14 protein-coding genes are annotated in these 21,315 nt (G+C 51.9%); 10 read left to right on the top strand and 4 right to left on the bottom strand.

Translation table 11 applies throughout. The annotated features are described in order from the left end of the window. The first annotated feature begins 40 nt into the window (after window positions 1-40). On the top strand, window positions 41-694 hold the full coding sequence (gene entD / locus WC1_RS17690) for an enterobactin synthase subunit EntD (RefSeq protein WP_016149759.1): 654 nt from the start codon (window positions 41-43) through the stop codon (window positions 692-694). Here the strand turns inward: entD and WC1_RS17695 are convergent. Beyond that, window positions 669-1,388 (bottom strand): GNAT family N-acetyltransferase, encoded by a 720-nt coding sequence (locus WC1_RS17695; protein ID WP_016149758.1) that lies wholly within the window; start codon window positions 1,386-1,388, stop codon window positions 669-671. The two genes, entD and WC1_RS17695, sit on opposite strands and share 26 nt — an antisense overlap. Window positions 1,389-1,530: 142 nt before the next feature. Here WC1_RS17695 and WC1_RS17700 point away from each other — a divergent pair, with 142 nt between their 5' ends. Both WC1_RS17700 and WC1_RS17705 read left to right on the top strand, forming a co-directional pair. After that, the gene (locus WC1_RS17700; protein WP_016149757.1) at window positions 1,531-2,649 is read left to right on the top strand and encodes a YbdK family carboxylate-amine ligase; all 1,119 of its coding nucleotides are present in this window, start codon (window positions 1,531-1,533) and stop codon (window positions 2,647-2,649) included. A gap of 66 nt (window positions 2,650-2,715) precedes the next feature. Further along, window positions 2,716-2,964: a DUF1158 domain-containing protein gene (locus WC1_RS17705; RefSeq protein WP_016149756.1), complete on the top strand. Its 249-nt coding sequence runs from the start codon at window positions 2,716-2,718 to the stop codon at window positions 2,962-2,964. 21 nt (window positions 2,965-2,985) lie between these two features. Here the strand turns inward: WC1_RS17705 and WC1_RS17710 are convergent, their stop codons facing one another. Continuing rightward, on the bottom strand, window positions 2,986-3,327 hold the full coding sequence (locus WC1_RS17710; protein WP_003021996.1) for a RamA family antibiotic efflux transcriptional regulator: 342 nt from the start codon (window positions 3,325-3,327) through the stop codon (window positions 2,986-2,988). Between the two features lie 17 nt (window positions 3,328-3,344). Beyond that, window positions 3,345-4,457: an MBL fold metallo-hydrolase gene (locus tag WC1_RS17715; RefSeq protein WP_003835671.1), complete on the bottom strand. Its 1,113-nt coding sequence runs from the start codon at window positions 4,455-4,457 to the stop codon at window positions 3,345-3,347. Window positions 4,458-4,646: 189 nt separating this feature from the next. On the opposite strand from WC1_RS17715, the gene WC1_RS17720 reads away from it, so the two are divergent. The 4 genes from WC1_RS17720 (at window position 4,647) to WC1_RS17735 (ending at window position 7,678) form a co-directional block, all read left to right on the top strand. Beyond that, window positions 4,647-5,228 carry a TetR/AcrR family transcriptional regulator gene (locus WC1_RS17720; protein WP_003835677.1) on the top strand — a complete coding sequence of 194 codons (582 nt, stop codon included), beginning with the start codon at window positions 4,647-4,649 and terminating at the stop codon, window positions 5,226-5,228. Continuing rightward, window positions 5,228-5,596, top strand: a complete 369-nt coding sequence (locus tag WC1_RS17725) for an MmcQ/YjbR family DNA-binding protein (protein WP_016149755.1) — start codon at window positions 5,228-5,230, stop codon at window positions 5,594-5,596. The genes WC1_RS17720 and WC1_RS17725 overlap by 1 nt, the downstream gene beginning before the upstream one ends. A 119-nt stretch (window positions 5,597-5,715) precedes the next feature. Further along, a complete protein-coding gene (gene nfsB, locus WC1_RS17730; protein WP_003021982.1) occupies window positions 5,716-6,369 on the top strand; it encodes an oxygen-insensitive NAD(P)H nitroreductase in 654 nt (217 codons plus the stop codon). Between the two features lie 64 nt (window positions 6,370-6,433). Then, entirely contained in the window at window positions 6,434-7,678 is a 1,245-nt protein-coding gene (locus WC1_RS17735) for a mechanosensitive ion channel family protein (protein ID WP_016149754.1), read from the top strand. 54 nt (window positions 7,679-7,732) lie between these two features. Here WC1_RS17735 and pheP read toward each other — a convergent pair whose 3' ends face one another. After that, a complete protein-coding gene (gene pheP, locus WC1_RS17740; protein ID WP_032947920.1) occupies window positions 7,733-9,127 on the bottom strand; it encodes a phenylalanine transporter in 1,395 nt (464 codons plus the stop codon). Between the two features lie 246 nt (window positions 9,128-9,373). Between pheP and WC1_RS17745 the strand changes: the two genes are divergently transcribed. The 3 genes from WC1_RS17745 (at window position 9,374) to WC1_RS17755 (ending at window position 21,279) form a co-directional block, all read left to right on the top strand. After that, complete coding sequence (locus WC1_RS17745; protein ID WP_016149752.1) at window positions 9,374-10,549, top strand: coiled-coil domain-containing protein; 1,176 nt, start codon at window positions 9,374-9,376, stop codon at window positions 10,547-10,549. Window positions 10,550-11,165: 616 nt separating this feature from the next. Beyond that, window positions 11,166-11,744 carry a LuxR C-terminal-related transcriptional regulator gene (locus WC1_RS17750; protein ID WP_003835695.1) on the top strand — a complete coding sequence of 193 codons (579 nt, stop codon included), beginning with the start codon at window positions 11,166-11,168 and terminating at the stop codon, window positions 11,742-11,744. Between the two features lie 196 nt (window positions 11,745-11,940). Then, entirely contained in the window at window positions 11,941-21,279 is a 9,339-nt protein-coding gene (locus WC1_RS17755) for an autotransporter outer membrane beta-barrel domain-containing protein (RefSeq protein ID WP_016149751.1), read from the top strand. The last annotated feature ends 36 nt before the right edge of the window (window positions 21,280-21,315 follow it).

Below are 21,315 nucleotides of genomic sequence, written 5' to 3'. Positions count from 1 at the left end.
TCCCTCTCCTCGCTACGGGGAGAGGGAAACAATAACGACGATGCACACAACGCACACAACGCTCACTTTCGCAGACCACACGCTGCACATTGTCGAGTTCGATCCCGACACCTTCCAAGAGCACGACCTGTTCTGGCTCCCCCACCATACTCAGCTTCAATCCTGTGGGCGTAAGCGTAAAGCTGAGCACTTAGCGGGGCGTATTGCCGCAGTACATGCATTACGTGAATACGGTATCAAAACTGTGCCTGGCATCGGCGGGCAGCGACAACCGCTGTGGCCACAAAAGTTGTTTGGCAGCATCAGCCACAGTACGTCAACTGCGCTGGCGGTGATATCGACGCATCCCGTCGGACTGGATATAGAAGCTATTTTTACGCGGCAAACCGCAGTTGAGCTGACTGGCGGCATTATCGATAACTGTGAACAACGAATTTTACAGCTCAGTCCTTTGCCCTTTCCGCTCGCCTTAACCTTGGCGTTTTCCGCCAAAGAGAGCGTGTATAAAACATTTTCCGCGCAGGCATCAGAGCTGCCGGGTTTTGCCAGCGCCAAAATAATTGCACTCACAGCGACACACTTAACGGTGCAAATCACCCCGTCATTTTCGCAAAACCTCGCCGGACAGGAAGTTAATGTTCGCTGGTTTCAGCATGATGAAAACATCATTACTCTGTGTGAAGCGACTTTGTAACAAAGTCAGCCATTGACCGGCGTTGCCGCCCATGTTCATCAAAGTTCTCCGCCGCCAGCCAGCGCTGTAACACGGCGTCACACTGGGGCCATTCGCCGTCAATCATCGATAACCAGTCGCTGTCGCGATTGCGACCCTTGCGCACAATCTTCTGGCGAAAGCGTCCTTCGAAGATAAACCCAAGGCGCTCCGCTGCCCGTCGAGAAGCGGTGTTCAAAGAATCGCATTTCCACTCCACGCGACGATAACCCAACGCAAACGCCTGGCGCAGCAGCAGCCAGATGCTTTCGGTGCCAAGTACCGTATTTTTCATGCGCGGTGACCAGGTCACATGACCAATTTCGACCGAACCGTGCTCTCGTTCGATCGCCATAAAACACACCAGTCCGACGGCACGTCCGAAACGCTGCTCAATGACGGCATAGGGAACCAGAGAGGAATCAGTGGATTTCCCCTCAACCCAACAAGCTGCAGCCTCAACGCTTGTGGGGCGAGAGCTTGCAAGCCAGGTCCAGTCGCGATCGTCCGGTGCCTGCGCGTAAGCATCAAACAGATCGGCGGCATGGCTGTCGGCATCCAGAGGAACCAGTCGACAATATTGACCGACAAGCATTTCCCGTGGCAGTACGGCAGCGCCATTCCAGTCCGGCACAACATCGCCGACGGTCTGCCCATAAAGATTTATTTCCGGCACGATTCAACCCCAGTTGCGAAGTAAAAAATAGTTATAACACCGGCCATTTCACCTTCAAAGCGTCACCAGGGAATATCTGACAACGAACAGAAAATCAGCCGTCCTTCTATACTGATTAAAAATCAACGCTGAAGAGAGTCTTATGCCACTTCCCGATTTTCATGTTTCTGACCCTTTCACGTTAGGCATTGAACTGGAAATGCAGGTGGTCAATCCTCCGGGCTACGACCTGAGCCAGGATTCTTCCCGGCTGATTGACGCCGTAAAGCCGCTGCTTACCGCCGGAGAAGTCAAGCACGATATCACGGAAAGTATGCTGGAGATGGCGACCGGAGTTTGTCGCAATATCGACCAGGCGAGTGCTGAATTATCCGCTATGCAGCAGATAATCACGCGGGTTGCTGCAGAGCAGCACCTCGCCATTTGTGGCGGGGGTACGCATCCATTTCAAAAATGGCAACGTCAGGAAGTCTGCGATGACGAACGCTATCGGCGTAACCTGGAAAACTTCGGTTATCTCATTCAGCAGGCGACGGTATTTGGCCAGCATGTGCATATCGGCTGCGCAAACGGCGACGATGCCATATACCTTCTGCACGGCCTGTCGCGATTTGTTCCGCATTTTATTGCGCTCTCTGCCGCTTCACCTTATATGCAGACGTCCGACACGCGGTTTGCCTGCGCGCGACTGAATATATTCTCCGGATTTCCCGATAATGGCCCGATGCCATGGGTGAATAACTGGCAGGAATTCGAGGGGCTATTCCGTCGACTGGCTTACACCAGCATGATTGATAGTATTAAAGATTTACACTGGGATATCCGTCCCAGCCCGCACTTTGGCACGGTAGAGGTTCGGGTAATGGATACGCCACTGACCCTTGATCATGCGGTCAATATGGCAGGGCTTATTCAGGCTACCACCCACTGGTTACTCACCAAACGTCCGTTCAAGCACCAGGAGCGTGATTACCTGTTGTATAAATTCAATCGTTTTCAGGCCTGTCGCTTTGGTATGGCGGGAATCATCACCGACGTCAATACCGGCGACGGTTGTCGCTTGTCAGATGACACATTGCGACTACTGGAGAATGTTACTGTCTCTGCGGATAAAGTGGGCGCGGCCAGCGCGATTGAAGCCTTGCATCTGCAGGTTAAGCATGGTCATGACGAGGCGCAAAACATGCGTGACTTCGTCGCCGAAGGCGGGTCGCTGAGTGGTCTGGTGAAAAAACATTGTGAGATTTGGGCCGGGCTGTAAGCGTGGCGTTTGCGTTGCCCACAGAGATCCCGGACAATGGCTTTTTAACTCAAGTTTAACAATACCATGAAACACCCGCTTGAATCACTGATGACCGCCGCCGGGATCCTGTTGCTGGCATTTTTGTCCTGTCTGCTGCTGCCCGCCCCCTCAGTTGGCCTGGTACTGGCGCAAAAACTCGTGGCCACCTTTCATTTGATGGATCTCAACCAGTTTTATACTTTGCTGTTTTGTCTATGGTTTTTACTGCTGGGGGTGGTTGAGTATTTCGTTTTGCGCTTCATCTGGCGGCGCTGGTTCTCGCTGGCGGATTAGGCCCGCGAGAACCCTTAGCTGTTAATGCGTTCGGCTATGATTTTCTTTGCGATAAGCGCCCGGCGGCTGGCTGAACGTACGGGTGAAAATACGCGTAAAGGTCTGCTGCGAATCGAATCCGTATTTCAAACAGATGTCGTACACTTTCTGGTCGGTATCGCGTAGATCGCGCGCGGCCAGTAGCAGCTTGCGTTCCCGAATGTAACGCCCGAGGCTTTCGCCTTTATACTGCATAAAAAGACGCTGCAGGTGCCATTTTGAATATCCCGCATGGCGTGCAATATCATCAATGCGCAATGGTTGATTCAAATTATCATCAATCCATTCAACAATCGTATCAATTACCTGAGCAGAAATCGTCATCATGCTCTCCCCTGTATTCATTGAGTCACCTGTTGCCACCAGGCCGTAAACAGTTGGTCCGGTGCGGACAGTATTACCGGTTCACCCAGCATTGGCGTCAGCAATCGGTAATCGTAACGACGGCTGGCAAGCGCCAGTCGTTTGTAAGGATCATCCCAGGTATGTTTCGCCAGAACGAAACGACCTGCATGCCCTGGTAGAACGGCTTTCGCATGCAGATCGACCGCAGCCTGTGCCGTCTCTTCCGGCATCATGTGAATAAACTTCCAGTCATGGTCATACTGGCCGTTCTCCATAATCGCCAAATCAACCGAGCCAAACTGCTCGCCGATGGCTTTAAAATGCGGTCCATAGCCGGAATCGCCGCTGTAATAAACGTTCTGCTCCGGCGTTTCAAACATGAAACTCGCCCATAGCGTCTGATTGCGCTTGATGCCTCTCCCCGAAAAATGACGGGCTGGCAACGCATGAACGATCAGCGAATCCGTTACTCTGATGGATTGATTCCAGTCCATCTCGTCGATTATCTCGCCGCGCATTCCCCAATAACGTAGATGTGACCCTACGCCAAGCGGCGTAATCACCCGCTTAATTTTCGGCATTAACGCCTTGATCGTAGCGAGATCCAGATGGTCATAGTGATCGTGCGAGATAATGAGCAGATCGATCTCCGGCATCGTCTGTGCGGACCACGGATAATCACCGGCAAAGGCTTTGTTCAGGAATGAAAGCGGTGCAGCATAGTTGCTAAACACGGGATCGATCAGGATACGTTGACCCGCCAGCTGCAAATACCACGAAGAGTGACCCAGCCAGACAAGCGTGTCCTGCTCTGGAGATAACCCGGCGAGATCGGTCGCCACCAATGGCAACGGATGTGCTGGCCGCGCATTTTCGCGCTTAGCGACCAAAAACTCCCACCAGGCAGCCAGCATACTTTTGTTGCCGGTATAGCCCGGTGTTGGTACCTGGTTATGAAACTGTCCATCACGATAGTGCGGTGACTGTTCAACCTGACTCAGCTGTGCCCCTTTCGGTGCCTGACCAAACCCGGCATTGAGTAAAAACGGTAAACTTGCAGCTGCGCCAATGAGCATAATAACAACCACACAAACTGTGAGACGCTTCATATCCTGACCTTAAACACGCCCCCTTTCCGCTGGTTTGCGTGACTGACTCTTGATTATGAGTGAGTAAGCACTCATTATAGAAATCGAAAGTTCGCCGTCAAGATGATTTTCAATCTTTGACATTCACCGTTGCGGTGCTGCAAAGGCCGTGATTCAATCATGCTTTTTACAACTTAAGGGTAAAGTGTAGTGGCTCGTCCGAAGAGTGAAGACAAAAAATTGGCATTACTGGAAGCTGCAACCACAGCATTTGCACAATCAGGTATTGCGGCGTCTACCGCCGTAATTGCCCGCAATGCAGGTGTTGCGGAGGGAACGTTGTTTCGCTATTTCGCGACCAAAGATGATTTAATCAACGAGCTTTACCTCTTTTTAAAGCACGATCTCTGTCAGTCGATGATGGCAAATCTGGATCGCTCCGTGACCGATGCCAAAACCATGACTCACTATATCTGGAACAGCTACATTAGCTGGGGCCTGAACCATACCTGTGGGCATCGCACGATTCGCCAGTTAGCCGTTAGCGAGAAAATCAGCAAAGAAACAGAACAGCAGGCCGACGATATGTTCCCGGAACTGCGCGATCTTTGTCATCGCTCCGTGCGACCTGAGTTTATGTCTGACGAATATCGAGCTTTCGGCGATGGCCTTTTTCTCTCTTTGGCGGAAACCACCATGGAGTTCGCAGCCCGCGACTCTGCCCGGGCCAAGGAATACATATCGATGGGATTTGAAGCGATGTGGCGCGCGCTAACCCGCGAGGAACAATAATGGACGGCCTGACCCTGCCTACCTGTGCGAAACGCCTTGCGCTCGAACTACCTTTTACCGAACACTGCTGGCCATTCGGCCCGGAATACGATGTATTCAAGGTTGGCGGTAAAATTTTTATGCTGGTCACGGAGCTTCGCGGACGTCCGCTTATTAACCTGAAATCCGATCCGCAAAAATCACTGTTAAACCAGCAGATCTACCCCAGCATTAAACCCGGCTATCACATGAATAAAAAGCACTGGATCTCGGTCTATCCGGGCGACGACATTACCGAGTCATTACTGGCAGAGCTGGTGAATGATTCCTGGCACCGCGTCGTTGACGGCTTGCCGAAGCGGGATCAAAAACGCCTGCGTCCAGACTGATTTATCGTTAACCCCGATAAGTGTTTTTGCATTTTCCTGTCTTATCTTTTTCCTGCTAACCCTGTACCCTGCTGAAACAAAACGTACCCGCAGGGTATAAAAAACCACCAGGAGTAGTTATGGATATTGTTTCTGTCGCCTTAAAACGTTACTCCACTAAGGCATTCGATCCGACTAAAAAACTGACCGCTGAGCAGGCCGAAAAATTAAAAACGCTGCTGCAGTTTAGCCCATCCAGCACCAACTCTCAGCCATGGCATTTTATCGTTGCCAGCACTGATGAAGGTAAAGCGCGTGTGGCCAAATCCGCAGCCGGCGGCTTTGTGTTCAACGAACGTAAAATGCTGGATGCTTCCCACGTAGTAGTGTTCTGCGCCAAAACGGCGATGGACGACGCGTGGCTGGAGCGCGTGGTGGATCAGGAAGAGAGCGATGGCCGCTTCGCCACCCCTGAAGCTAAAGCTGCAAACCACAAAGGTCGTACCTTCTTTGCTGATATGCATCGCAAAGAACTGAAAGATGACAACCACTGGATGGCAAAACAGGTGTATCTGAACGTTGGTAACTTCCTGCTGGGCGTTGCAGCAATGGGTCTGGATGCAGTGCCGATCGAAGGCTTTGATGCGGCGGTGATGGATGCAGAGTTTGGTCTGAAAGAAAAAGGTTTCACCAGCGTAGTGGTGGTCCCGGTGGGTCATCACAGCGTAGAAGATTTCAACGCCGCGCTGCCGAAATCCCGTCTGCCGCTGGAAACAACGCTGACGGAAGTCTAGTCCCCGCATTTGCATAAGCTCCGCACAGCGGTCATCATAGACCGCTGTTTATTAAGGAGACGTTATGCAGGAATTGATATCTCAGGTAGAAGAACTCGGCATTGAAATAAATCACACTACCTCGCTGGTGATGATTTTTGGCATTATTTTTATCACCGCCATTATTGTTCACGTTATTTTGCACTGGGTGGTATTACGCGCATTTGAAAAACGCGCCAGCACCAGTTCCCGTCTGTGGTTGCAAATTATCACGCAGAACAAATTATTCCACCGCCTGGCGTTTACGCTGCAAGGTATCATCGTCAATATACAGGCCACTCTCTGGCTACAAAAAGGCAGTGAAGCGGCAGATATATTAGTGACTTGCGCACAGCTGTGGATCATGATGTACGCCCTGCTGTCCCTGTTTTCTCTGCTGGACGTTATTCTTAACCTGTCACAAAAGCTCCCAGCCGCATCCCAATTACCCTTAAAAGGTATATTTCAGGGTATCAAACTGATCGCCGCCATCCTGGTCGGGATCCTGATGATTTCCCTGCTGATAGGTCAATCGCCGGCAATACTGATAAGCGGCCTGGGTGCCATGGCAGCCGTGCTAATGCTGGTGTTTAAAGACCCGATTCTCGGTCTGGTGGCCGGAATACAGCTCTCGGCCAACGACATGCTTAAGCTTGGCGACTGGCTGGAAATGCCGAAATACGGTGCAGACGGTGCTGTTATCGATATTGGTTTAACCACCGTCAAAGTGCGCAACTGGGATAACACCATCACCACGATCCCCACCTGGTCACTGGTATCAGACTCTTTTAAAAACTGGAGCGGAATGTCGGCTTCAGGTGGTCGGAGAATTAAACGCAGCATCAGCATTGATGCCACCAGTATCCATTTTCTTGATGATGATGAGCGTCAGCGACTGCATAAAGCACACCTGCTGAAACCGTATTTGACCACGCGTCACCAGGAAATCGACGCGTGGAATCAGCAATTAGATGCGCCTGAATCGGTATTGAATCACCGCCAAATGACCAATATTGGCACCTTCCGCGCTTATCTGAACGAATATTTGCGTCATCACCCGCGTATTCGCAAAGATATGACGTTAATGGTGCGCCAGCTTGCGCCAGACGATCACGGATTACCAATCGAAATTTATGCTTTTACCAATACGGTGGTCTGGCTGGAATATGAAAGTATTCAGGCTGATATCTTCGACCATATCTTTGCCGTGGTCGAAGAGTTTGGCCTGCGCATTCATCAGTCGCCTACCGGAAACGATATTCGCGCACTGTCTGGCGCGTTTCAGCGTTAATCTGCAGAATAGATAAATCACCGATCTCATCACCAGGATGAGATCGGTAGAAACTTAGCGGGACTTACGACGCAGCAGTTTGAAGGCCACAAACAAGAAAATGATCCACACTGGCAGCAGGATAGCTGACAGGCGCATCTCATCTATCGTACACATCAGCACCAGGATCATGCCAAGGAAAGCAATACACAGGTAGTTCCCTGCTGGATACAGCAGCGCTTTAAACTGTGTGTCACGTCCCTTGCGACGCATCGCCGCCCGGAATCGCAGATGTGCCAGGCAGATCATAATCCAGTTCAGCAGCAGCGTCGCCACCACCAGCGCCATCAGCAGGCTAAAGGCCTTTTGCGGCAGCACATAGTTGATCAGTACCACCAGCGACGTAATAGCACCGGAAAGGATCAGTGAATTCACCGGTACGCCGCGACGGCTGACGCGGGTTAAGAACTTCGGCGCGTTCCCCTGAACCGAGAGACCAAATAGCATACGACTGTTAGAGTAGACGCCACTGTTATACACCGACAGCGAAGCCACCAGGATGACAAAGTTCAGCGCAGAAGCCACCACGTTGCTATCAAGATTATGGAAAATCATCACAAACGGGCTGCTGTTGGATTTCACTTCCACCCACGGGTATAGCGCCAACAGCACCACCAGAGAACCGATGTAAAACAGCAGGATACGGTACACCACCTGGTTTACCGCCTTTGGAATGCTTTTCTGCGGATCCTGCGCTTCCGCGGCGGTAATCCCGATAAGCTCCAGCCCGCCAAAGGAGAACATAATCACTGCCAGCGACAGAATTAATCCATTCCAGCCGGTAGCAAAAAAGCCGTTGTAACGCCACAGGTTATCGATGCTTGCATGTTCCCCGCCGTTACCGGAAAACAGCATCCACACGCCAAAACCTATCATGCCGATAATGGCCAGCACTTTAATCAGTGCGAACCAGAATTCCGTTTCGCCATACAGACGTACGTTGACCAGATTGACGGCGTTGATGATCACGAAGAATGCCGCGGCCCAAATCCAGGTCGGGACATCGGGCAGCCAGTACTGCATATAGATCCCGGCCGCTGTCAGTTCCGCCATACCGACCAGCACAAACATCACCCAGTAGTTCCAACCGGACAGAAAACCCGCGAACGGTCCCCAGTATTTATAGGCAAAGTGGGCAAAGGATCCGGAAACGGGTTCTTCCACTACCATTTCGCCCAGTTGACGCATAATCAAAAAAGCGATGATCCCGGCCACACCGTAACCCAGTAACACCGCAGGTCCCGCCATCTGAATAGCCGGGCCAATGCCTAAAAACAGGCCCGTACCAATTGCACCGCCCAGTGCAATTAACTGAATATGGCGGTTTTGCAACCCTCGTTGAAGCGTCGGCTCATTTGTTGACGCGGCATCAGACACGCTGGTGTCAGATGCAGTTGACGCGTTTTTCACGCCCTTCCCCTGTGTCGTTTTTATTGAAGGGGCTTCTTTTAACATTTCAACCTGGTTGTCGCAAGGCGCAATAAGGACCTGCTATGCCCGTAGCATTGCGTTTGTTCATAATTACGGTGAATTATTCTGGACGAAAAGGCATGACAGGCCACAGAATGCGCTTTACTGTTTTTCTAACATTTTCAAACGGGTGAACCAGCTGTGTTTCAGGCACTCGTTTTTGAGTCAGGCCAGGCAACGACTGTCATGAATAAGATCATCAAACGACTGGAAATCATCAAAAGCGCTATTGAACTGGAAGATGAGGAGATTATTTTCCAGCAGGTGGCGCATCTTAAAAATGAACCTTTGTCAGTCGTACCTGGCACCATTGTGCAGGCGATCGAAGAACGACGTTTTAGTGATGCCCTGCGTGAAATCTCGGCCTGGCTGCAATCTCAACGGGCAGTCTCTACGTGGCAGGATCCAGCCATTGCCGCCAGTAAGCTGGAACTCAAAGCGCTCGAAACACAGCTGCGTGATCTGATCGATAAGCGCAACACGCGCATTCAAATCCTCGATGATTTCAACGATCTGTATCACCTCCGTCTTGGACCGCTGATGAGCCGCATTCTCGAACTGCGTAAACAGCTCGCCGCCAGCGCCCAGCGCAAACAGGAAGCGGAGCGAAAACGCCGGGAAAAAGACTATCAATCCTGCCAGCACTATATTTCCCAGGCTGTTGATCAACTGGCAAGGCTCAAGCAGCACTGGATGAACCAGAATTCAGATTCGCGCGAATCGGTGGAAACACGCCAACGTATTCAGCAACAAACGGAACTGATTACCGCCCTTCTGGCGGAGATTCGTGAGTTGGAAAACGACTTTTCTCGCCAGGACGACAGCGCAACCCGTCAGGCACAGGAAGAGGCCAGCCATGAATATGATGAATATCAGGAGCAGCAGCAGGATGCGCAGCATCGTTTTAGCCGTGACCAGCGGCTTTCCTCTGATGAACGTAATGAGCTAAAACGCCTGTGGCGTCAGGCCAGCCGTCTTTGCCACCCGGACGTGGTAGCCGATGATCTGAAAGAGAAAGCGCATCAGATGATGGTGCAGCTTAACCAGGCACGCCAAAATGCCGATCTTGCCGCCGTCCGGGCGCTACTAACTCAATTGCAAAGCGGCCTCGAACCGATGATGGCGAGTGACCGATTGAACGATTTGCAGCATTTACGCAGCAAAATACAACAGCTCAGAGAACACATTAACGCGCTGCTGAAAGAGATTACCGAACTGGAAGCGGAGAACGCCTGGCGGCTTGCCACCTCCGTGACAGATAAAGAGGCCTACTTCTCCGATCAACAACGGGCGCTTACGGAAATCCGCAATACGCTGGAACAACAGGTGCAACAGGTTGAGCAGGAGCTGTTGGCGGGCTAAGCGCTATCGCTAGCGCATTAAGACAAAATGATACCTGCAAGCCAGATTTCAACATTAGGCACAAAAAGACCAAAAAAGGATAAAACACTAATAACTTGCTTTAACGCAGGAATATCATCTGGAATAATACTATTTTTAGCCGATAGGTGTAAATTCGGCAATATTTCCCTCTTCTCCTAACCTTCCACCTCCTGTGTCCTGGCCAGGATTAAGAATTCTCCTACCCTCAATTAATCCCATGAAGAAAAATAAGTATCTTATTGAAATTAAAGCCATTACATATAAATACCTTTCTTTAACCCTAGGAATACCCTGCCTTTATACAAACCTCCTTCTTATTATTATCCCGATCCATAAGCGAAATCTATCAATCATTTACTCAGAGCTGAAATAAACGATTTATCTTAAATTTTAACAAAGTGTAATATCCACTTTAAGGATAGTTAATGATTCTAATTAATACAGAGAATTTCTGTTTGATCTGGAATTAATAAGGATACGTTCACAGCACAGAACGTTATACGAGATTTAATTAACATTTCACGCGTCGCAAGAAACTCTTTTTTAACCTAAAAAAAGAGGCGACTGCTTGCACCAAAATTTCAAGGAGATCGTTATGTCAAAAGCTATTTTTTTGGGTGACTCAATTTACCCTTGGCTAGGCATGCGAGAAATCCTACGTGGCTCATCATTATTTATTGATATCACGTACTACTCCTCCCAGACACTTTCTGCTGTCAAAATGCTCCCTTATGAAACGGATTGCATCATCATTAATCCTGACAAATCAGATTTTTTAAAATATGCCAGGATTATCCGCAACATGGCTTTACGACCTGTCACCAAAATTATTGTTTTGGCAGATGAAGCTACCTTTGCCATTTTTCAAACCGTTTGCGGGAAGAACATGCAATTTCTCGATCAAGACACCAGCCTTGATCAGCTATTACAGACCGTCACACGTATCACGCAAAACAAAAAACAACAAAGTATCAAAGAACTACACACAAAAATTACAGCTAACGAATTTAACGTAATGATGATGCTTGCACGAGGATGGTCACTGACACAAATCGCCGGGGCATCACAAAAAAGTGAAAAAACCATCGGGGCGTACAAAAGCAATATTGCCAGAAAACTCGGCAAAAATAACACCCGGCTCAAGTACACCATTTCCCACTATAGCCAGCCGTAACTGACTTATTTAAGGACAATTATCACGGTTATTATTTAAAGAGGTTTTCTTTCGACTCGCTTTTTTAATTCCGCATCGCACGGAAGGGAACCCTATTTCCAAAATCCATTACCGGGTAGCACATCCGCGTGCCAACCATAGCCAACAACTCAACGTATTAACACATACATAACAGGAATGTAGACAAGGGTTATATATGAACAAAGTTTACAGCATTATTTGGAACGCGGCGCTCGGTATCTGGGTGGTCGTTTCTGAATTAACGAAAGGAAAGAAAAAAAGCAGTTCGCGTAAAACTGTCGCCGTACTGGCAGCTGGCGCATTAAGCGGTGCTTCATTGCTGGCTTCTGCAGCCCAGATTACCGCAACGGGTGAACACGATATTCATGAAGACTTCAAGACAGGTATTTCCGCTGGGGTTTATGAGGGTATCCACGACTACGGCTTCTTATATGAAGATAACACAACTGGTCAGGCACTGAATATCAGTGGTGCAATCCCAACATTTAGCCCGGGTCAAAGCGGCGTTGTTGAATCAACCACTATCCGGGAACTGCTGGAAAGCGGCAAAATCACCCTGCTGGCGACCAGCCCTGACCAGAGCGTAAAAACCATTACCAACTCTGAAGAACTGGCGGAATACCTGACTTACAACCAGTCGTCAACGCCTTCGCAGAGCACAGAATTTGATATCAACGATCCGGCGTTTCCCGGCGAAAAAACGACCATCAAAGTCTTTGATACCAATGAGTTAAATGGTTTTCTTACCGAAGCGCAAGTCGGCGATGCGGTATTAAACACCTTTGATGCTCAGAAATCAGAAATCTATAAGCAATTTGGTATCGCACTGGCGACAAATGGCTCCATTGCCAATCTGAATATTGGCAACGACACCCTCAATGTGCGTGACAAAGCCAATACCATTGAAATGCTGGCAAAAGATTCCTCGCTGCTGGAAGCACAAGGTACTGCAAGCCAGGTGAACTGGCAGTCAGATAACTATATAAAATTTAACGCAGCCCCGGTGATCCCTGAAAAAACGTTCACCGGTTCAGCGCAAACCTCCGTGTTTGGCGATGAATTTTCGCTGATGACCTATGGCTATGACGAGGATGGTCAGGTCGTCAAAACCGGGGAGCGCACATTTACCATTACCAACACACAAGAACTGGCCGAATTCAATGACTGGCTGTTGGGCAAAAGCGACGACGCGGCACTCAACCCTGATGGTGAAAAAGTCAGCCAAATCCAGCTGTGGATAGATGCGGAGGAAGTCACAACCGTCACCGCAGCACAAACAAAGTACGCTGGGCTGATTGAAAATCTGCTCACCTCCGGTAAGCCAGCTGACATACTCAGCTGGGATTACGACGTCTGGACCGACGGTTTGTCACATACCAACAACGCGACCGCTGGCCGTGGTGAGTTACATGCCATCTACGCCAACGGCGCAGGCACCTCAGGCACCTTGAACAAAGACGCGATTATTGCCGTTGACGGCAGTATTAATGGCGTGATGAAAGCCATTAATGGTGGGGTTATCACTAACCTTGGTGAGCTGAACGCATTACGCACGTCTACCGGGCAAAGCCTGGCGATTGGCATGCTGGCAAAAGACGCGACGGCAACCAACAACGGGATCATCAACTCCGGGCTGTTTATTGATAAAGACGGCAACCAAAACGTCAACAGCTATGGCGCATTTGGTATGCAGGGGCAAGGCGCCAGTCAAATCACCAACGAAGGCACCATCAACCAGGCGATCACCACCGATAACTTCGGTACCGCTTCTGCCGCCGATCCTTGGAGTAAGGACAAACCCGCTGGCGAGCTGACGCTGGCCATTGGTATGCAACTGTCTGACAATGCTCAAGGGGTCAACAACGGCGATATCAACGTCGTGGACGGGCGCAAAAACGGTGCATCCTATGCGAAAGGCACCGCCTATGGCGTAGAAGTCGCCGACAACGCCACCTTTACCAACAGCGCAGGTGCCTCTATTTATCTTGGCCGTAACGCAAGTGATCCGTCTAAAGATGTCACCATGGCAGGCGGTTCCAGCCTGAGCGCCGGGATCATGACCAAGAGCGCCAAAGAGGTGATTAACAACGGCCTTATCACGCTGGGAACCGGCGTACGTAACGCCGCGGGTATGCTGATTGGTAACGCGACCGGCAACGTCATCAATACCGGTAATATCGTGATCAATGGCGATTCCAGCGCGGGGAGTAGCAGGAACTACGGTATCACCGTGCGTGACAGCGGCGCGGAAAATAATCAGGAAATCCGCAACGACGGCAAGATTAACGTCAACGGCACCAACAACGTCGGCATCCACGTCAGCGCAACTAACAAAAATGCCGAAGCCACGACCAGCGCTTCAGGCTCTATCGTAGTTGATGGTGAAGGTAGTGTCGGTAACCGTAACTATGCCGTCTGGGCTGAAGGTGGCAAAGTTGGAAAGGCAGTGGTCAACGTCTATTCCAACATCACGCTAAACAAAGCCGGGAACATCGGCGTACACGTGCGTGATAACGCCGTCGCTAACGTCGACAGCCTGAGTAGCCCGGCATTCAACAGCACCGATCAGATTGGCTATTACCTGTATGGTCAAGGCGCGACCGCCAATATTGGTCAGGCGGTAATGAATGACAACGGGCAAGATCGCACCACCATTTTCCGTATTGCCAATGGTGCAATGCTGGCCGGTAACACCACCACTCCTGACGGTCAGGCCAGCTCTAACCTTGACCTGACCTTAAGCGGCGAACAGTCCGTTGGCGTATTAGCGACGGGCACAGGCAGTAGTGTGGATACCGGCGAAGCCACGTTCACCGTGCAGGGCACCGACTCCGCAGCGCTGCTGGTTGAAGGCGGCGCCACAGGTAACATCAGCGATAAAACCACCATCAATTTAACCGGTGAAAGAACCATTGCCGGGGTAGTGGACGGTCAGGCTCACCAGTTGAATGGCAACGCAGAAGGTAGCGCCACTCCGACCATCCTCACCTCAAACGCAAAAATCACTTCAGAAGCCAGCGGCAACAAGGTTATTGCCTATGTGGCAAGGAACCAGGGCAGCCTGATCCTCGATACCCAGGCAATTATCGATCTTGCCAGCACCGACAGCATTGGTGTTAACGTGCAACAAGGCGGGAGTTTAACCAATAACGCGACCGCTGCCTTACATGTGAGTAACGGCATTGGCGTACAAGCTTCGGGTTCGAACGCACAGATTAAAAAACTGGGTCAGATTCAAGTCGATGATGGAACCGCAGGAGTTCTGCTGACCAACGGCGCCAGCCTGAATATTACTGGTAATACTGGCGATGCCATCACCACCAATGGCACTGCTGACGGTATTCGCCTGGACACAGGGGCCGGTAAGCTGGCTGCCAAAGGGGTGATTATTAGTGCCAAAGGTACTGGCGCGGGCATTCAAAACGATGCCAACAATACCGATATCACACTCAATGATGTCACCATCAATGCCAACGACGGTCCGGGGATCCGTACCAGCGTCGCGTTAAACATGAAAGATGGCCTGAATAACATTCTGAACGTTAACGGTAAAGGTACCGGCTTCGCCTTTGAGCAGCGCAATGGTGACGCAGTGACAGGCAATCTGACCATCGGTAAAGGCTATACCGTTGAGGTGCATAACAGCGAAGGCAGCGGTATCCGCGCCAATACGGACGGTAAGGTCACCACCAATGCCAATATCAACGTCTACGACAGCGCAGGTGGTTCTGCAATCATCGCTAAAAATGTTAGCGCAATAGCCAATAGCGGAAAAATTATCTCTGTCAGCACCACCGCACCCGTTATTGATGCCAGCGGTGACAGCAATAAAAAAATCACCAATACCGGTACCCTTCAGGCTATCAACGATACGGCAGTGGCGATTCAATCTGGCAAGGGCAATGACACCATTGATATCAGCCAGGGTATCACCAGTGGCGTGATCAACACTGGAGAAGGCAAGGACACCTTTAACTGGCAAAGCGGAACCTTTGCGGGCGAGGTGAATTTCGCCGGAACCGACGGCAACAATAAAGCCAACATCGGCAATGTGACGCTGGATAAAACGCGCCATATCACTACCGAAGCCGGCAGTGGCAACGCCCTCACCTTCACCAATACACACGGTAACAGTGCGAAAATTGGCAGTCTGAGCAGCGATAACCTGACCACCGGTACCAACATCGGCACGGGTTGGGACTCACTGACCATTAGCGGTTCAAGTGCAGATATGCGCATCGTCGATCGTCTGCAACTGGCAAGTAAAACCATTGCGGTTACCAATGGCGCAACGCTGCGTACCGGCGATCACGGCGAGTCCACCAGCACTGCCGCGACCATCGCTGACTACAATGTGACGACTCAGGGTGCAGGCAGCCGGGTCATCTTTGACACGCAGGGCGACACGACGGCTGCGCAGATCTATAACGGCGTCATCAGCGGTGATGGGAAGTTTGAACGCGCGGCAGGCGGCACCACTGTCTTTACCGCCAACAACACCTATACCGGCTCCACCACTATTGATCAAACCGGTACTCTGCAGTTGGGTGACGGCGGAAATACAGGCGGAGTCAACGCCGTGTCTGACATCATCGACAATGGCGTGCTGGCGATTAATCGGGCCGATGATGTGCTGCTTGGCGGCGTAATCTCCGGGATCGGTGCTTTACAGCAGATTGGTAACGGTATTACTCGCCTGACGGGCAATAACACCTATACCGGCGACACGACCGTCACCAGCGGTACGCTACTGGTGAAAGGGAATCAGAGTGCCGCGACGGGTGTGACCAAAGTAAGCGGTACGGCGACGCTGGGGGGTAACGGGGTGATCGGCGGCGACGTGCTGATGAACGATGCCTCTACCCTCAGCGCCGGTGACGGCGGTGCGGGTACGTTATCCATTAACGGTAATCTGCAGCTTGGCAGCAAAACGACCTCCGCTTTCGAACTGGGTCAAGCCTATACGCCAGGCGGCGCGCTAAACGATCTGATTAACGTCGCAGGCGATCTGCAACTGGACGGGACTCTGGACGTCACCACTTCACAGGGTGGTAACTTCGGACCGGGCGTGTACCGTATCTATAACTACGGTGGCACGCTGGATAACCAGACGCTGGAATTAGGCGCGATACCGAATAGCCAGGATAAGAGCAATATTTTTGTTCAAACCTCCATCGACAAACAGGTCAACCTGGTGAATGCCAACGGCGTTACCCTGCAGTTCTGGGACGGCGCAACCGTTAATCAGAGCCACGGCGCGTCGGGCATTGAAGGCGACAGCAAAATTGACGGTGGCGATGGCAAATGGATGGCAATCGGCAGTCAGGGTGATAACAACTGGACCACCGCAACCGGTGAGGGTAACGCCCCTTGGGCACAGAAGTCCTTCGCCGTCTTCACCACCAAAGGCGGTACCGTTACCGTGGATAACGCCGCGGGAGAAATTAACTTCTCCGGAGCACAGTTTGATGCCGATGGCTATGTCGTTAAAGGCGATGCGCTTAACGCGTATGCCACCACGGAAAACGCGACCCACGCAGGCCAGACGCCGGGGACTGGCGAACTGCTGGTGCGCGTTGGCGCTGGTGGCGCGGGGCAAAACTATACCGCGACCATTGAGTCCGTTATCCGCGAGGCCAGTACTGCTGACAAGCTGACGCTGGTGAAAACCGACCTTGGCCGTCTGATCCTCAGCGGTGACAACGAATATCGCGGCGGCACGCGCATTGATGGCGGCACGTTGCAGATCTCCTCCGACAGCAATCTCGGCCAGAGCGGAACTGACCTGGCCATCAATAACGGTTCAACGCTGCAACTGGGCGCGGACCTGACCAGCAATCGCACCATTGAGCTGGGAGCGAATGAGAATGCTGCGGTGTTTGACCTTAATTCGCACCACTTCACGCCAACCGGTGAGATTACCGGCGAGGGTAAACTGAAAGTCACCAGCAGCTCTAGCGATGCGGGCAGCACCTTGTCGCTCGACCGCGCAAACAGCTACAAAGGCGACACCGAAATTGCCGGTACCGGAAACGCCAACAATGTGACGGTCAACGTCAGCAAAACCGGAGCCTTTGGCAGTAATGAAAGCAGCACCGTGAACGTCAATAAGGGTGCGACGCTCAATGTCAGCGGGACAGATACCAGCCTGAAATCCCTGACTATGAACATCGCCGACAGCCTGTTAACGCTGGCGGATAACGTCACCGCCGCAAGCGCAATGCTGAACCTGACGGGCACGGCGAAAGCGGTGTTAACCAACAACGCCAGTGCGGGCAACGCGACGGTTAACGTGTCAAAAGACAGTACCCTGGCGCTGGAAGAAAATGCCAGCGGGGGCAATGCCACCGTGAATAACAGCGGACTGATGACCTTTGCTGACTATGCGATGGCAGAGAACACCGTCGTTAAAAACCTGGTGGGCGGTAAGGTCGATATCAGCGCAGTCGACAGCGCAACGTCTATCGGCTCGTTGTCCGGCGCGGGTAATGTCGAACTGGGCAATAAAGAACTGTCGCTGGGTAATCTGCATCTTGATGACACCATCAGCGGTATTATCAGCGGCAACGACGGCAGCCTGGTGAAAATCGGTGACGGTACGTTGACGCTGACCGGCGATAACACTTACACCGGCACCACAGACGTCAATGAAGGCGTGCTGCTGGTCAACGGTAATCAGTCTGCGGCTACCGGCCAGGTGACGGTGAAATCCGGGGCAACGCTCGGCGGTAACGGTATTATCGGCGGCGCGGTTGATGTGCTGGACGACGCGCATATTACCGCGGGTGCAGCTATCAACAGTGTGGGTAAACTCACTACCGGTTCTCTGACGCTCAGTGATAATGCCCAACTGGATTATCAGTTTGGTCAGGCTTATACCCCGGGCGGTGCCTTCAACGACTTGATTGACGTAAATGGCGATCTGACGCTCGACGGTAAGCTCAACATTGAAACCTCACCAGGTGGAAGCTTTGATGTGGGCGTTTACCGCGTCATCAACTACACCGGCACATTGACCAACAATGTGATGGATATTGCTAACGCACCGGAAGCAGCTGACAGCCTGTACGTGCAGACATCGGTGAAAAATCAGGTCAACCTGGTCAACCACGCCGGACTGACGCTGCGCTTCTGGGACGGCACCGGCGGTGAGAATGGCGAGCTGAAAAATAACGGCGTCATTAACGGCGGCGACGGTATCTGGCAATCCAGCCAGGGTAACGACAACTGGACCACCGATGAATCGACGCCAGAAGGCGCGTTGAACGCACCGTTTACCGATGCCGCATTCGCCGTCTTCCAGGGTGAAGCGGGCAACGTAACCGTCGATAACAGCAAAGGCGATGTCATCATCAGCGGCGCGCAGTTTGCCACCGATGGTTATCGTGTGGGCGGCGAAGCCATTACCACCGACACGGCAAACACCCTGATTCGTGTCGGCGATGGCACAGTAGACGGCGCCAGTTACACCGCCACTATCGACAGCGTTATCCGCGGTACCGGCGGCCTGAATAAAGGCGATCTCGGTACGCTGATTCTCACCGGCGACAATACTTACAGCGGTGGCACCACCATCACCTCAGGGACGCTGCAGGTGGCGGGTGATACCAACCTGGGTGCGGCAGATACGGGAATTACCTTTAATGGCGGTACGCTGAAGTATGGCGAAGCGTTTGATACTGCCCGTCAGGTGACGCTGGAATCCGGCGGCGGGACATTCGACACCAACGGGCATGACGTTTCTCTGCTGACGGAAGTCGAAGGTAACGGTCAACTGACCAAAACCGGTAAAGGCTCCCTCACCCTGACGCTGGATAACACCTACACCGGTGGCACCACCATCGAACAAGGTGTTTTACAACTGGGTAACGGCGGTGATATTGGCAGCATTCAGGGGGATGTCGTTGATAACGGCGTACTCAACGTCAATCGTGGCGATACCCTGGCGCTGACCGGCAATATCAGTGGTAAAGGCCAGTTGCATCAGACCGGTAGCGGCATTACCGAGCTGCAAGGTGAAAACAGCTACAGCGGCGCTACGTTGATCGCCAACGGCGTGCTGCAAGCGGGTAATACCAACACCCTGAGTAGCGCATCACACCACTATGTAGTCGCAGACACCACGTTGAACACGCAGGGCTATAACCAGACGGTAGCGGGCCTGAGCAACGGTGGCGATGTCTCGCTCATCGGTCAGCAGACTGGCACAACCTTAACCGTCAAAGGGGATTACACCGGCGAAAAAGGGACTATCAACATGGCAGCTATCCAGAATGGTAGCGGAGCAGGCATTGCCGACCGTCTGATTATCGATGGCGGTAAAGCCAGCGGTAGCACACTGCTGGATGTCGATGGCTCTGGTCTTGGCGCGCCGACCATTGGGGATGGTATCGAAGTGGTGACTGCGCTCAATGGCGCAACCACAACCGCGCAAACGTCGCGGGATGCCTTCCATCTTGCCGCCGATCGTATGGCTGCAGGTGCGTTTGAGTACCAACTACATGCGGGTAATGCTCAGGGCCAGGGTGAAAACTGGTATCTGAGAAGTGAATACCGTCCAGAAACCATGCTGTATTCTGGCCTCGCCAGCGTAGTACGTCAGGGTGATATTAGCCTGTTAGGTAACATGCACCAACGTATGGGGGACGAGGTTAAACCGGGCATTGATGAAGACAATCGCGCCTGGGCAAGAATGATTGGCTACTCCGGTAAAACCAAACTGGATGATGCGGCCGGTACGCAAACCAGCTCCCATACCATGGGTATCCAGGTCGGCGTTGATATGTATGCTAACGAAAGCTGGAAAGCCGGGATGTATACCAGCATCCTTGATATCGACAGCAACGTGAAAGGCACGAAGACAGGCAGCGATGGCAAAGGCGGTAACATCGACGACAACGCATTTTACGTCGGTGGCTATGCGACCTGGTTCTCGGGTGACGGTATGTATGTTGATAACGTCCTGCAGTACGGTAACCATAAATCCCGCCTGGCGGCGACCGGTAACAACGGCTCGTATACCGTCAGAGGCAACACGCTGACGGCGTCGACAGAGGTGGGTAAATCGTTCCGTTTAGGCGCCAGCGCATGGAGTCTGGAGCCTCAGGCTCAGTTGATCTACCAATACAGCGACTTTGATAACAGCACGCTGGATGGTGTGACCCCAACGAAAGTGAAAATGGATACCGCAGACTCCTTTACCGCGCGTCTGGGCGTGCGTCTGGTCGCTGACTATGACACCAACCATGGCAAATTCCAGCCGTACGGCAGGGTTAACGTCTGGCAGGGTCTGGGTTCAAAAGACAAAACGCACTTTAGCAATGCGGTAGCCACTACTACGCTGGAATCTTCACAGCAGTACTCCAGCACTGAAGTTGCAGCCGGCCTGTCATGGTCTATCGACAGAAACCTGCAGGTCTACGGTGAGCTGGGTACGCAATTCAGCAACGGCGGCAGTAAGTCGCAAGTCGAAGCGCCGGTCAATGCCTCTATCGGCTTTAAGAAATCGTTCTAAGCTGACATAAAGTCGCCAGCCTCCTGTTCAGCAGGG

It is taken from the genome of Citrobacter sp. KTE30 (assembly GCF_000398825.1).
In the GTDB taxonomy this organism is placed as follows: domain Bacteria; phylum Pseudomonadota; class Gammaproteobacteria; order Enterobacterales; family Enterobacteriaceae; genus Citrobacter; species Citrobacter freundii.
The sequence above is the reverse complement of the archived record's forward strand: the minus strand, read 5'-3'. Positions and strand labels throughout refer to the sequence as shown.

Coding starts and splice junctions, on each gene's coding strand:
- entD (WP_016149759.1), top strand. CDS start 41: ATGCACACAACGCACACAACGCTCACTTTCGCAGACCACACGCTGCAC.
- WC1_RS17700 (WP_016149757.1), top strand. CDS start 1,531: ATGCCACTTCCCGATTTTCATGTTTCTGACCCTTTCACGTTAGGCATT.
- WC1_RS17705 (WP_016149756.1), top strand. CDS start 2,716: ATGAAACACCCGCTTGAATCACTGATGACCGCCGCCGGGATCCTGTTG.
- WC1_RS17710 (WP_003021996.1), bottom strand. CDS start 3,327: ATGACGATTTCTGCTCAGGTAATTGATACGATTGTTGAATGGATTGAT.
- WC1_RS17715 (WP_003835671.1), bottom strand. CDS start 4,457: ATGAAGCGTCTCACAGTTTGTGTGGTTGTTATTATGCTCATTGGCGCA.
- WC1_RS17725 (WP_016149755.1), top strand. CDS start 5,228: ATGGACGGCCTGACCCTGCCTACCTGTGCGAAACGCCTTGCGCTCGAA.
- nfsB (WP_003021982.1), top strand. CDS start 5,716: ATGGATATTGTTTCTGTCGCCTTAAAACGTTACTCCACTAAGGCATTC.
- WC1_RS17735 (WP_016149754.1), top strand. CDS start 6,434: ATGCAGGAATTGATATCTCAGGTAGAAGAACTCGGCATTGAAATAAAT.
- WC1_RS17745 (WP_016149752.1), top strand. CDS start 9,374: ATGAATAAGATCATCAAACGACTGGAAATCATCAAAAGCGCTATTGAA.
- WC1_RS17750 (WP_003835695.1), top strand. CDS start 11,166: ATGTCAAAAGCTATTTTTTTGGGTGACTCAATTTACCCTTGGCTAGGC.
- WC1_RS17755 (WP_016149751.1), top strand. CDS start 11,941: ATGAACAAAGTTTACAGCATTATTTGGAACGCGGCGCTCGGTATCTGG.